Origin of the sequence: Allobosea sp. 117 (genome assembly GCF_000702305.1) — a bacterium.
In the GTDB taxonomy this organism is placed as follows: Bacteria; Pseudomonadota; Alphaproteobacteria; order Rhizobiales; family Xanthobacteraceae; genus Ancylobacter.
The window spans coordinates 71,787-83,844 of record NZ_JNLC01000001.1 but is presented as its reverse complement, the minus strand read 5'-3'; the positions used below and the strand labels follow the sequence as shown (position 1 = coordinate 83,844).

The 12,058-nt window shown below is 67.8% G+C and carries 9 protein-coding genes; 2 read left to right on the top strand and 7 right to left on the bottom strand.

What is annotated here, in order from left to right; all coding sequences use genetic code 11:
* Positions 1-28: 28 nt before the first annotated feature.
* From U742_RS0100390 to U742_RS0100380, 3 genes are all read right to left on the bottom strand, one after another.
* Positions 29-1,600: a 2-isopropylmalate synthase gene (locus U742_RS0100390; protein WP_029348919.1), complete on the bottom strand. Its 1,572-nt coding sequence runs from the start codon at positions 1,598-1,600 to the stop codon at positions 29-31.
* A 330-nt stretch (positions 1,601-1,930) separates the two neighbouring features.
* Entirely contained in the window at positions 1,931-3,505 is a 1,575-nt protein-coding gene (locus U742_RS0100385) for a DHA2 family efflux MFS transporter permease subunit (protein WP_029348917.1), read from the bottom strand.
* 26 nt (positions 3,506-3,531) lie between these two features.
* Complete coding sequence (locus U742_RS0100380; RefSeq protein ID WP_248310219.1) at positions 3,532-4,653, bottom strand: HlyD family secretion protein; 1,122 nt, start codon at positions 4,651-4,653, stop codon at positions 3,532-3,534.
* Positions 4,654-4,859: 206 nt separating this feature from the next.
* Here U742_RS0100380 and U742_RS0100375 point away from each other — a divergent pair, with 206 nt between their 5' ends.
* Positions 4,860-5,525 (top strand): TetR/AcrR family transcriptional regulator, encoded by a 666-nt coding sequence (locus U742_RS0100375; protein ID WP_051660754.1) that lies wholly within the window; start codon positions 4,860-4,862, stop codon positions 5,523-5,525.
* Positions 5,526-5,534: 9 nt separating this feature from the next.
* Here U742_RS0100375 and U742_RS0100370 read toward each other — a convergent pair whose 3' ends face one another.
* From U742_RS0100370 to U742_RS0100355, 4 genes are all read right to left on the bottom strand, one after another.
* The gene (locus tag U742_RS0100370) at positions 5,535-6,758 is read right to left on the bottom strand and encodes an SAM-dependent methyltransferase (RefSeq protein WP_029348910.1); all 1,224 of its coding nucleotides are present in this window, start codon (positions 6,756-6,758) and stop codon (positions 5,535-5,537) included.
* A 166-nt stretch (positions 6,759-6,924) separates the two neighbouring features.
* The gene (locus U742_RS22340) at positions 6,925-8,247 is read right to left on the bottom strand and encodes a hypothetical protein (protein WP_051660740.1); all 1,323 of its coding nucleotides are present in this window, start codon (positions 8,245-8,247) and stop codon (positions 6,925-6,927) included.
* Between the two features lie 34 nt (positions 8,248-8,281).
* Positions 8,282-9,658, bottom strand: a complete 1,377-nt coding sequence (locus U742_RS0100360) for a malonyl-CoA decarboxylase (RefSeq protein ID WP_029348907.1) — start codon at positions 9,656-9,658, stop codon at positions 8,282-8,284.
* A gap of 109 nt (positions 9,659-9,767) precedes the next feature.
* A complete protein-coding gene (locus tag U742_RS0100355; protein WP_029348905.1) occupies positions 9,768-11,108 on the bottom strand; it encodes an Nramp family divalent metal transporter in 1,341 nt (446 codons plus the stop codon).
* A gap of 197 nt (positions 11,109-11,305) precedes the next feature.
* On the opposite strand from U742_RS0100355, the gene U742_RS0100350 reads away from it, so the two are divergent.
* On the top strand, positions 11,306-12,046 hold the full coding sequence (locus U742_RS0100350) for a DUF3750 domain-containing protein (protein ID WP_029348903.1): 741 nt from the start codon (positions 11,306-11,308) through the stop codon (positions 12,044-12,046).
* Positions 12,047-12,058: the final 12 nt, after the last annotated feature.

Genomic DNA, 12,058 nt, shown 5'->3' with positions numbered 1-12,058 from the left:
GCCGTTCCATGTCGACGGACGGGCGCCGTCACTCCGCCGCGGGCTGGGCCTGCGCGTTCACGCTCTGGCGCTTCGACTGCAGCTTGTTCAGCGCAATGATGTAGGCTTGCGCCGAGGCGACCAGCGTGTCGGGATCGGAGCCGCGGCCGGTCACCGCCTTGTCGCCCTCCTCCAACCGCACCGAGACCTCCGCCTGCGCGTCCGTGCCCTCGGTCACCGCGTGCACCTGGTAGAGCGCCAGCTTCGCCGCATGCGGCACGATCGCCTTGATGCAGTTGAAGGTGGCGTCGACCGGCCCGTTGCCCGCCGCCTCCTCGGTGATGACGTGGCCGTCGACCTCCATCTTCATGGTGGCGCGCTGCGGGCCGTGGCTGCCGGCGATGACGGTGAGCGAGACCAGCTTCATCCGGTCATGGGCGACGGCGATCTCGTGATCAACCAGCGCCTCGATGTCCTCGTCATAGACAACCTTCTTGCGGTCGGCCAAATCCTTGAACCGCGCGAAGGCGTCGTTCAGCGCGTTCTCGCCCAATTCGTAGCCGAGCGCCTTCAGCTTGTCGCGGAAGGCGGCGCGACCGGAATGCTTGCCCATCACCAGCGAGGTCTTGGAGACGCCGACGCTCTCCGGCGTCATGATCTCGTAGGTGGTGTTGTTCTTGAGCATGCCATCCTGGTGGATGCCGCTCTCATGGGCGAAGGCGTTCCGGCCGACGATCGCCTTGTTGTACTGCACCGGGAACGACGTCACCGCCGACACCATCTTGGAGGCGCGGGTGAGCATGCCGGCATTGATGCCGGTCGCGTAGGGCAGCACGTCGCCGCGCGTGCGGATCGCCATCACCACCTCTTCCAGCGCGGCGTTGCCGGCGCGCTCGCCGAGGCCGTTGATGGTGCACTCGATCTGCCGCGCGCCGCCAGCCAGCGCCGCCAGCGAGTTGGCGACCGCGAGCCCGAGATCGTCGTGGCAATGCGCTGAGAAGACGATCTGATCGGCGTTCGGTACGCGATCGGCGATATAGGCCCGTACCTGACGGAACATCACCTCATATTCCGAGGGCGTCGCGTAGCCGACGGTGTCGGGCAGGTTGATCGTGGTGGCACCGGCCTTGATCGCCGTCTCCACGCAGCGCGACAGATAGTCGATCGGCGTGCGCGTCGCGTCCATCGCCGACCATTCGACGTTGTCGACGAGGTTGCGGGCCTGCGTGACAGTGGCGGTGATGATCTCGATCACCTGCTCCTGCGTCTTGCGCATCTGATGCTCGAGATGGATCGGCGAGGTCGAGACGAAGGTGTGGATGCGCGGGCGCTGCGCATGCTTCACCGCCTCGCCGGCACGGGCGATGTCGGCAGGGATGGCGCGGGCGAGGCCGGCGATCACGGCCCGCTTGGTACGCCGGGCGATCTCGGCGACGGATTCGAAGTCGCCATTGGAGGCGATCGGGAAGCCCGCCTCGATGATGTCGACGCCCATCTCGTCGAGCAGCTCGGCGACATCGAGCTTCTCCTCGAAGGTCATCGAGGCGCCGGGGCACTGTTCGCCGTCGCGCAGCGTGGTGTCGAAGATGACGACGCGGTCGGCATCGGAACGGGTGGACATGAACGGCTTCCTTCTCGTCGCGGGCACCGGGAGCCGCATCTCGGCTTCGTCCGGCACATCAGGTCTGGCTGTTGTCTAGGTCGGAGCGGCGGCGTCCCCTGAGCGCCCAGGCATCAAGCCCGGCCGGCCCTCAGGGGCGGCTAAGAAGAAGGAGACCGGACAAAAGGAGAGCGCCACCCGGAATCCGCCTGGCGGCCGGGTTCGCGGTGCGGCGGGCGGACATGTGCGTCACGGCTCGGCTCTCGCGAAGGCTCTCGATGGCGCGTGTTTACCGGACTTGCCCGCCTCGTGGCAAGAGGCGCCGTGTCGACAGACGCAGCACCCGCCCCATCAGTGCCCTCCGCCGCCGCCGCCGCCGGGCGCCGGCCGGCGCATCAGCGGCGAGGCGAGAAGGAGCGCGACGAACAGCACTGTCAGCACGAGGAACACGTCGGAGAACGCCATCACCTCGGCCTGGATGCGCACCTGCCCGGAGAGCGTCTTGAGCGCGGCGGCGTCAGCATCCGACCCGAGCGCGGAGAACGAGCGCGTCATCGCGTCGAGCCGTTCCACCGCGACCTCGCTCGCCCACTGCACATTCTCGTGCAGGCGGGCGAGATGCAGGTCCCAGCGATCGTTCAGCACGGTGTTGATCAACGCCAGCCCCACCGCGCCGCCGAGATTGCGCATCAGGTTGAACAGGCCGGAGGCGTTCTTGAGCTGCGCCGGCGGCAGCGTGCCGAGCGAGATGTTGTTGATCGGGATCATCGCCATCATGATGCCGACGCCGCGCAGGATTTGCGGCCACAGCAGTTCCCAGAAGTCCCAGTCCTTGGTCAGCCCGGTCACCTGCCAGGTGCCCAGCGCGAAGGCGGCGAAGCCGAATCCGATCATCAGCCGCGGATCGACCTTGCCCATCAGCCGCCCCGCGATCGGGGCGCAGAGGAACATGGCAAGACCCGAGACGAACATCGTCTCGCCGATCATCAGCGCCGAGTAGCCGCGCACGCGGGCGAGATAGAGCGGATAGAGATAGGTCAGCCCGTAGAGGCCGATGCCGACGACGAAGCTGAACACCGAGCCGACGGCGAAGTTGCGGTTGGCGAAGGCGCGCAGGTCCACCACCGGCTCGCGCGCCGAGAACACCCGCGCGAAGAAGGCGATCGCCGAGACGGCGCAGACGATGGCGAAGAAGAGGATAGCCTCGTCCTCGAACCAGTCGTTGGTCGGGCCCTCCTCCAGCACGAATTCGAGGCTGCCGAGGAAGCCGGCCATGAAGAGCAGGCCCCACCAGTCGAAGCGGTCGAGCAAAGCGAGATCGGGCTCGTCGAAATCGACCAGCGTCACGGTGGCGATGATGACGAAGATGCCCGGCACGATGTTCACCAGGAACAGCCAGTGCCAGGAGAACAGGTCGGTGAGATAGCCGCCGATGGTCGGCCCGATGGTCGGAGCCAGCGTCGCCACGAGCCCGATCAGCGGCGCCACGATCGGCTGCTTCTCGCGTGGGAACACCGAGTAAGCGGCGGCGAACACGGTCGGGATCATGCCGCCGCCGAGGAAGCCCTGCAGCGCGCGATAGACGATCATCTGGTCGATCGACGTCGCCGTTGCGCACATGAAGCTCATGACGGTGAAGCCGGCGGCCGAAGCGGCGAACAGCCAGCGGGTCGAGAGCGCGCGCGACAGGAACCCGGAGAGCGGGATCATCACCACCTCGGCGATGAGGTAGCTGGTCTGCACCCAGGATATTTCGTCCGACGAGGCGGCAAGGCCGGCCTGGATCTCCGCGAGCGAGGCCGAGACGATCTGGATGTCCAGGATCGCCATGAACATGCCGAACACCATGCACAGGAAGGCGAACATGCGCCGCCCGTCGGTGCTCGGCACCGCCCGTCCGCCGGAAGCTGTCAGCGTGTCGGCCATGGGACCGTCTCCTCAGCCGCGTCCCGTCAGGAGGCGCTGCCGCGCGTGTCGACGACCGTCGTCACCGACATTCCGGGCCTGAGCTCGCGCTTGGCCAGGGCGGCGGCGTCGAGCTCGATGCGCACGGGAACGCGCTGCACGATCTTGGTGAAGTTGCCGGTGGCGTTCTCCGGCGGCAGCAGGCTGAACACCGAGCCGGAGGCCGGCGAGACGCTGAGCACCTGCCCCTCGAAATCCTCGTCCGGATAGGCATCGACTTCGACGCGCACCCTCTGCCCCGGATGCAGCCGCCCGAGCTGGGTCTCCTTGAAATTGGCATCGACATAGACCGCGCCAAGCGGCACCACCGCCGCGAGCCGCGTCCCCTGCTGCACGAGCTGGCCGACCTGCACCGCGCGATTGCCGACGACGCCGTCGACCGGCGCGCGCACAACGGTGAAGTCGAGATCGCGCTGCGCCTGGTCGCGCGCCGTGCGGTACTCGTCGAGCACCCGCACCGCCTCGGCGCGCTGCGCCTCGAGCACGGCGATTGCGGCCTGCGCCGAGGTCACGGCGGCATCCGCCGCGTCGACGCTCGCCTGCGCCTTGTCGCGGTCGGCGCGCGCATTGTCGAGCGCCGAGCGGCTGGCAAAGGAGGAGCGCGCCAACTGGTCCTGGCGGTCGAATTCGAGCTGCGTGCGCTTCAGCTCCGCCTGCGTGGAGACGAGCTGCGCCTTGGACTGGTCGACGCTCGCCTGCCCGGCCTTGATCTGCTCGTCGAAGCGGGTGAGCGCCGCCTGCTGCGTCGCGATCTTGTTCTCGGCCGCCTTCAGTGCCAGCACGTAGTCGCCGTCGTCGATGCGCGCGATCACGTCGCCGGCCTTCACCGGCTGGTTGGTCGCGACCTCGACGCTCTTCACATAGCCGCCGACCTTGGCGGCAAGCACGGTGGTGTCGGCGCCGACATAAGCATCGTCGGTGGAGACCTCGAAGCGCCCCACCCGCCACCAGTCGACCCCGTACCAGCCGCCGCCGACAAGCAGCACGGCGAGGATGCCGCCGAAGATCAGCGGACGGCGCGAGCGCCGGCGCGCTGGCGCGGCCTGAACCGCCGCCTCAGGCGTCGACGGCGGCGCCGCCTCGGCTTCCGGCTTCTTGAGCAAGGTCAAGGCGACCGCCGACGTTCCGGCGTCCGATGACGGCTTCTCCGTCTCTCTCATTCGCTCGACCTGTGCCATGTGCCCGCCTCCGACCTACGTGTCTCGAACTAAACGGTTTAGTGAATTGCGGAGTGCACCATATCAAACTAAACGGTTTAGTCAAATTCTTTGACATCGCACCGGGATAGACCTATTCACGATTTCTGGAGGCCATGATGACCCATTCGAGCAGCAGCGCCGCAGCCGTGATCGCTCCCGCGGCCGAACGAGCCGAGCCGGAAGCGAAGAAACGCCGCGACATCATCGACGGCGCGCGCCGGGTTTTCTTCGACAAGGGCTTCGATGGCGCGAGCATGGACGAGATCGCCCGCGCGGGCTCGGTCTCGAAGGCGACGATCTACGTCTATTTTGACAGCAAGGAAGACCTCTTCCAGGCCCTCGTCGAGGCGGATCGCCGGCAGTCGGCCGAGCGGCTGTGGGAGATCGATGATTCCGATCCCGACGTCGCCAGCCTACTGCATCGCATCGGCGTGTCCTTCATGACCATGATGGTGCGCCCCGACCACATCCGCATGGTGCGGATGGTGATGGGCGTCGCCGAGAAATTCCCGGCGGTCGGACGCACCTTCTTCGAGACCGGCCCCTGCTATGGCGGGCGCCGCCTCGCCGATCTGCTGGCGCGCCAGACCGAGCTTGGGCATCTCGCCGTCGAGGACTGCGAGATGGCCGCCTACCAGTTCTTCAATTTGTGCCAGGGCAATATCGTGAAGGGCCTGCTGTTCGGTGGCGACACGCAGCCGGTCGAGGAGAAGATCGAGCGCACCGTCTCCAGTGGCGTGAAGGTGTTCCTCGCCGCCTATGGGACGAAGCCCGCAGCCTGACACCGGGAGCTACTGTCCCGTCGCCGCCAGCGCCCGTTCGTCGTCGGTGATGAAGTCGCGGATCACCGGCACGGCGTCGCGTTCGTTGGCCAGCAGAAGCTGGAACACCATGTTCGAGCCGTGCAGGAAGCCGAGCTCGACGGCGACGAGATAGAACTCCCACATCCGCGCGAAGCGCTCGCCCATCATGGCGACCACCTCGGCGCGCCTGGCCTCGAAGTTCTCGCGCCAGTGCTTGATGGTCCAATAGTAGTGCAGGCGCAGGATTTCGCAGTCCCCCGCCCACAGCCCCACCCGCTCGAGCGATGCAAAGACCTCGGACAGCGCCGGCACATAGCCGCCGGGGAAGATGTATTTGCGGATGAACGGCCCGGTGGAGCCGGGCGGCGACATACGCCCGATGGCGTGGATCATCGCAAATCCGCCGGGCACCAGCAGCCGCTTCACGGTGCTGAAATAGTCGTCGAAATGATTGACGCCGACATGCTCCATCATGCCGACCGAAACGACGCGGTCGAAGGTGCCGGTGAGCTCGCGGTAGTCGCGCTCGAAGAAGGTGATGCGGTCGGCGACGCCCGCCGCCTCGGCGCGCTTGCGTGATTCCGCGAGCTGCTCGGTGGCGACGTTGATGGCGGTGACATGCGCGCCCTGCTGCGCGAGATAGATGGCGAGCGCGCCCCAGCCCGAGCCGATCTCGGCGACCCGCATGCCGGGCTCGAGCTTCAATTTCGCGGCGATGTGCCGGAGCTTGGCGTGCTGCGCCTCCTCCAGCGAGGCCTCGGGGTCAGGGAAATAGGCGCAGGAATAGATCATCTGGCTGTCGAGCCAGAGCCGGTAGAACTCCGGCGGATGGTCGTAATGGCTCTGCGCGTTCTTCGCCGCGCGGCCGAGCGGATTCGACTGGTGCCAGCGCTTCAGCCCCCGCCACGCCTTGCGCAGCGCCTGCTGCACCGGGTGCGAGGCGAGGCCGGTGCGGTTCACCGAGAACAGCAGCAGGAAGTCGTACACGCCCGAGCCGTCCTCGAAGGTCAGCCGCCCGTCCATATAGGCCTCGGCCGCCACCAGCTCCGGGTTGAAGAACAGCTCGCGGTCGAGCTTGTCGTCATGGAGCCGAATCGTGACACTCGGCCCGCCCTCCCCCGAACCATAGACGTCGCGCGTGCCGTCCGGCGCGACGACCGTCAGCCGGCCATTGCGGATGAAGCGCTTCAGCAGATGGGGAAGAAATCGCATGCTGTCCCTCCGGGGGCGTCAAAGGGCAACGAGCCGGCTCCGGTGTCAAGACGGCCCCCGCCGGCGCCGCCTGTCGGAGCATGTTCCGCGAAGGCCGGCGGGCCTTTGCGATGAGAACATGCTCCAGCTCAATGGATCATGGCGCTTCCCGATCGTCCGGATGGGGCTAGCCGATCGCGGTCGGCAGGGCGCGCAGCAGGGCTTTCAGCCGCGCCCATGATGCGGGAGGCGTGCCCGCGGAACCGACTTGCGTCTGCGCAGGTGCGGACAGGGCGGGAATGGGTGTCGGCGCATCCGGCCCCTGCCTGGATGCCGGCGGAATCCACGGCGCCGCGAATATCTGATTCGTATTGGCCGGATTGCTGGCGATGACATGCTCAACCGCCGCCCGCATCTCGGGCCAGGTCGACCAATCGCCGTCATCCACGATGTTGCGGTAGCGCGAGATCGGGCTCTTGGTGCGGATGGAGCGCACCTCCTCCACCGTCGGCATGGGGCCGAGCGCGGGCACTGCGTCCACCCCGGCGGCGAGGAAGTTGAGCTTGGTGCGCCGGCACTTCTCGCAAACCCCGCAATTGCCGAGGCTCTCCGGCCTCTCCCAGCAGACCCGCAGATTCTCCAGCACCGGCCGCTCGCCCCCCACCACGGCCGCCTTTCGGGTGCGGCTCGCCTCGAAGCCGGTGCAGACGATCGGGAAGCCGGACGAGGTCAGCAGCGCATTGGTGGAGGAGTTGCTGCCCCACGGCATGACCTCGTGGGCATAGGCGAGATCGGCGCTGTAGACGCCGAAGCCGAAATCGGCGCGGAACTGGCTCAGCACGGTGGCGACGGCCAGGGCGAAGGTCATCTCCCAATCGACGCAGACCTCCCGCCAGTTGGTTCGCACGATGCTGAGCGGCACGTCGTAATGCGACAGGATGCGTTCGCAGGACGCATGGGCGGCGGCGAAGATGTCGGGCCGGTCCAGCGGCAGGTCGAAGCCCTGCACCAGCACCGCGGCCTCTATGTCGAGGCTGCGGCGCCCCAGTAGGCGGCGCCGGTGCGCGTGGATTGTGTAGGTGGCGTCCAGCCCGCCGGAGAAGGAGGCGATGGCCCGGCGCGAGCCGTTCGGTGGCGTCACCGTCTCCTCGCCGACACGGATGCCCACCGGGCGGAACAGGTCCGGCCGCCAGCGCGACCACGCCACCTGATAGGCGTCGATGTTTTCGAGCAGCGAACGCTCGACCGGCAGGTCCACCACGATGTCCATGTCGAGGCGCATCGCGAGCGGCAGGGCGGCCAGAACGGCGAACCCGCCATGCGGCATAGCGGTGGGCACCGCCGGCCCTTCGAAGGCGAAATAGATGTCGGGCGTCGGCGGAGAGTCGCCGCCGAATTCCAGTACCGTGCGCGCGCTATTGCCGTTCCGCTCGAACCGCGCGCGCAACTCGATCGATCGCCTCACCGCGCCGGCCCCCGCCTTCGCCCGCCATTCACCGGATTGCTTCATACACGGCGATGCACGAAGCGTGCTCGGCCGCGCTTCAATTCGCCACCAGCGCCCTTTGCTGCGTACCGGCGCGCAGCAGCTTGCGCACCGCCGGGCTGGCGACGACCTGCCCCTTGTCGAAGAAGGCCTCGTGGTTGGCCTCGATCTCCTCGGGCACGTAGCGGTAGTTCACCATCAGCCCGGCCGCCTGCTTGATGCCCTTGGGCGAGAGGTCGCCGAACGGGTTGATCCGCTCCAGCCGCGCCCCGTTGCCGAGATGGAAGCGGGCCACCGGATCGAGCGGTCGGCCCTTGGCCGTGCGCCCGATCAGGAAGAAATGCGCCGCCAAGGCGCTCAGCACCGGCGCGAGTTGCGCCTGCCGGTCGGCGTCCATCTCGAGGCCCGGCGCGTCGAGTGCCGCCAGCGCCTCGCGGTCGGCCGCCGTGAGTGCGACCGAGGCCTCGTTGCGCCGCTCGCCCTCGATCCAGGCTCGGAAGCCGGGCACCGGGGAGAGCGTGACGAAGGTCTTGAGGTTCGGCAGCTCGCGCGAGATCTCCTCCAGCACCTGCTTGATGAGGAAATTGCCGAAGCTCACCCCGCCGAGCCCCGGCTGGCAGTTGGAGATGGAATAGAACACGGCGACGCCCGCCTTGGCCGGATCGAGCGGGGTGCGCCCCTCCTCCAGTATCGGCGCAATGGCGCCCGGCGCGTCCTTCATCAGCGCCACCTCGACGAAGATCAGCGGCTCGTCGACCAGCGCCGGATGGAAGAAGGCGTAGCAGCGCCGGTCCGGGCTGTCGACGCGCGCGCGCAGGTCGTTCCAGTCGCGGATGGCGTGCACCGCCTCGTAGCGGATGATCTTCTCAAGAACGCTCGCGGGCGTCGACCAGTCGATCCGGCGCAGCACGAGGAACCCCCGATTGAACCATGACGTGAAGAGATGCGTGAAATCGCGGTCGACCGCCACCAGATCGGTCCGCCGGCCGAGAATGTCGAGCAGATGCCCGCGCATGGCGACGAGATTGGCGGTCCCCCCCGGCGCGAGATTGAAGCGACGGAAGAGTTCCTGCCGGCGCGGCTCGCTCGCCGCGTGCAGTTCGCCGGCGGTGCGGTCGCCCGGCTTGGCGCCATAGGCGGCGATCGCCTTGTCGAGCCGGTCCCTGTCCGGCCCGAACACATCGTGCAGCGCCTCGAAGAAGGCGATGCGCTCGCCCGTCTTCAGCCGGGCGTAGGATTGCAGGATCTCCCGCGCCAGCGCGACGCCGGAGGCCTCGCCCTTGCCCGAGAGAAGCTGCTCGCAGGACGCGACCATGGTGGCGGCGCGCACGGCGCCGGCCGGCTTCTTGTCGCGCCCCATGTCCAGCAGCGCGCGGCCGCGCTCGGCGATGGTGCCGAGCAGATCACCGAAGAAACTCGTGTTCGAGGCGTTCATCTGGCCCCCATGCCATGCCGGTGACGACAGCCTAGCATGGGAGCTTGCGATGGGGAGGCCGGCAAGCCGGACCTTGGTCGCCCCCGCCTCAATACCGCGCGAACGTGGGTCAGCCGGTGGCGAGGTCGAACAGCAGCTTGATGTTGAGGCTGATGATCAGCGCCGCCGCGATGGCCGCGAGCACGGTCTGCCACAGCGGCGCGGTGAAGATGCCCATCTTGCGCTTGTCGGCGGTGAACACGATCAGAGGCACGATGGCGAAGGGCAGTTGCAGGCTGAGGATCACCTGGCTGAGGATCAGCAGCGCGCCCGCCCCGCTCTCGCCATAGGCGATGGTGACGCCCGCCGCCGGCACGATGGCGATGCCGCGGGTGATCAGGCGCCTCAGCCACGGCGCCAGCTTGATCTGAAGGAAGCCTTCCATCACCGCCTGGCCGGCGATGGTGGCGGTCACCGTCGAGTTGAGGCCGCAGCACAGCAGCGCGATGGCGAACAGGGTCGGCGCCAGCGTCGAGCCGAGCAGCGGATTGAGCAGCTCGTGCGCCTTGCCGAGATCGGTCACCTCGCCGACGCCGCCATGATGGAAGGCGCTGGCGGCGAGGATCAGGATCGAGGCGTTGATGGTGAGCGCGAACATCAGCGCCACGGTCGAATCGAGGGTGGCGAGCTTGATCGCCTCGCGCTTGCCGCTCTCCGTGCCGTCGTGGCGCCGCGTCTGCACGATCGCCGAGTGCAGATAGAGATTGTGCGGCATCACCGTCGCGCCGAGGATGCCGAGCGCCAGATAGAGCATGTCCGGGTTGCGCACGATCTCGGTGGTCGGCGCGAAGCCACGGATCACCTGCCCCCAGTCGGGATCGGCCATCGCAATCTGGATGCCGAAGCAGGCAGCGATGACCGCGAGCAGCGCCACCACCAGCGCCTCGATCCAGCGGAAGCCGAGATTCTGCAGCCACAATATGAGGAACACGTCGAGTGCGGTCAGCACCACGCCGAGCTCCAGAGGAATGCCGAACAGGAGGTTGAGGCCGATCGCCGTGCCGATCACCTCGGCGAGGTCGGTGGCGCAGATGGCGGCTTCCGCCAGCACCCACAGCACCCACGCTACCGGACGCGGAAAGCCGTCGCGGCAGGCCTGCGCGAGATCGCGCCCCGAGGCGACGCCGAGCCGCGAGCACAGCGCCTGCAGGAGGATGGCGATCATGTTGGAGAGCAGCGCGACGGTGAGCAGCCCGTAGCCGAACTTCGAGCCGCCGGCGAGCGAGGTCGCCCAGTTTCCGGGGTCCATATAGCCGGTGGCGACGAGATAGCCCGGCCCCATGAAGGCGAAGACGCGCCACAGGCCGGAGCGCTTCGGCACCGCGATCGAGCCGTGCACCTCCGACAGGGCCGGGTCCCCCCGCTCCCGCCGCCAGCCGAGGTCCGCACCACCACCCAGCCGCTCCAGCATGCTCATTCCCGCCTCTCCGCGCGCGCAGCCAATGCCCCGCCGCAAGCAATCGCACATGCGAACCATTCGCATTAAGAATGGGCAAGCCGTGCTGCCCTGTCAATGGTATTGCGAATGATTTGCATCTAGCTGCGACCCGCGCTGCAAACCGTTGCGCCCGCTATGATTCCGCCGGAATTGGCGGCATTCTGTCGGCAATGCTTCGCCCGCTGCGCATTGCCACGCTCGCCTTTCTCATCCTGTTCGCCTTGCCGCTCGGCGCCCATGCGCTGGTGCAGTGGCGCGACGGCGACTTCGAGACGAACTGGTACGCCGCCGACTGGTCCAGCACCGGCACCCTGCCGCCCGCCGCGGAGAACCCTGCCGCCATGGTGCGCATCTACGCCGCCCGCGTCGGACGATGGCGCGGCATCTTCGCCGTTCATAGCTGGATCGTGCTGAAGGAGGCGGGCGGGCACTACGAGCGCTTCGACAAGGTCGGCTGGGGCATGCCGATTCGCCGTAACGCCTATCCGCCGGACGGGCGCTGGTTCGGCCACGCGCCGGAGCCCGTCTTCGCCGTGGACGGCGAGGCCGCTGCGAAGCTGATCCCCCGCATCCGCGCGGCGGTCGGCGCCTATCCCTACAGCCACGCCGGCGACTATGCGGCCTGGCCGGGGCCGAACTCGAACACCTTCGTCGCCTCGGTCATCGCCGCCGTACCGGAGATGGGCGCCGCGCTGCCGCCGACCGCCATCGGCAAGGACTATCCGCTCGACGGCGGTTGGTTCGGCCTCTCGCCCTCGCGCACCGGCATCCGCGTGTCGCTCGCCGGCTATGGCGGCTTCACCCTCGCCTGGGTGGAGGGCGTCGAGCTGAACGTCCTCGGCGCCGTCGCCGGCCTCGACCTGCGCCGGCCGGGTATCAAGATACCTGGCTTCGGCCGCGTCGGGATGTGAATCCCGGCCGCA

What these genes read in the sequence shown, in the direction of transcription:
- U742_RS0100390 (WP_029348919.1), bottom strand. Translation starts at nt 1,600, where the DNA reads ATGTCCACCCGTTCCGATGCCGACCGCGTCGTCATCTTCGACACCACG.
- U742_RS0100385 (WP_029348917.1), bottom strand. Translation starts at nt 3,505, where the DNA reads ATGGCCGACACGCTGACAGCTTCCGGCGGACGGGCGGTGCCGAGCACC.
- U742_RS0100375 (WP_051660754.1), top strand. Translation starts at nt 4,860, where the DNA reads ATGACCCATTCGAGCAGCAGCGCCGCAGCCGTGATCGCTCCCGCGGCC.
- U742_RS0100370 (WP_029348910.1), bottom strand. Translation starts at nt 6,758, where the DNA reads ATGCGATTTCTTCCCCATCTGCTGAAGCGCTTCATCCGCAATGGCCGG.
- U742_RS22340 (WP_051660740.1), bottom strand. Translation starts at nt 8,247, where the DNA reads ATGAAGCAATCCGGTGAATGGCGGGCGAAGGCGGGGGCCGGCGCGGTG.
- U742_RS0100360 (WP_029348907.1), bottom strand. Translation starts at nt 9,658, where the DNA reads ATGAACGCCTCGAACACGAGTTTCTTCGGTGATCTGCTCGGCACCATC.
- U742_RS0100355 (WP_029348905.1), bottom strand. Translation starts at nt 11,108, where the DNA reads ATGCTGGAGCGGCTGGGTGGTGGTGCGGACCTCGGCTGGCGGCGGGAG.
- U742_RS0100350 (WP_029348903.1), top strand. Translation starts at nt 11,306, where the DNA reads ATGCTTCGCCCGCTGCGCATTGCCACGCTCGCCTTTCTCATCCTGTTC.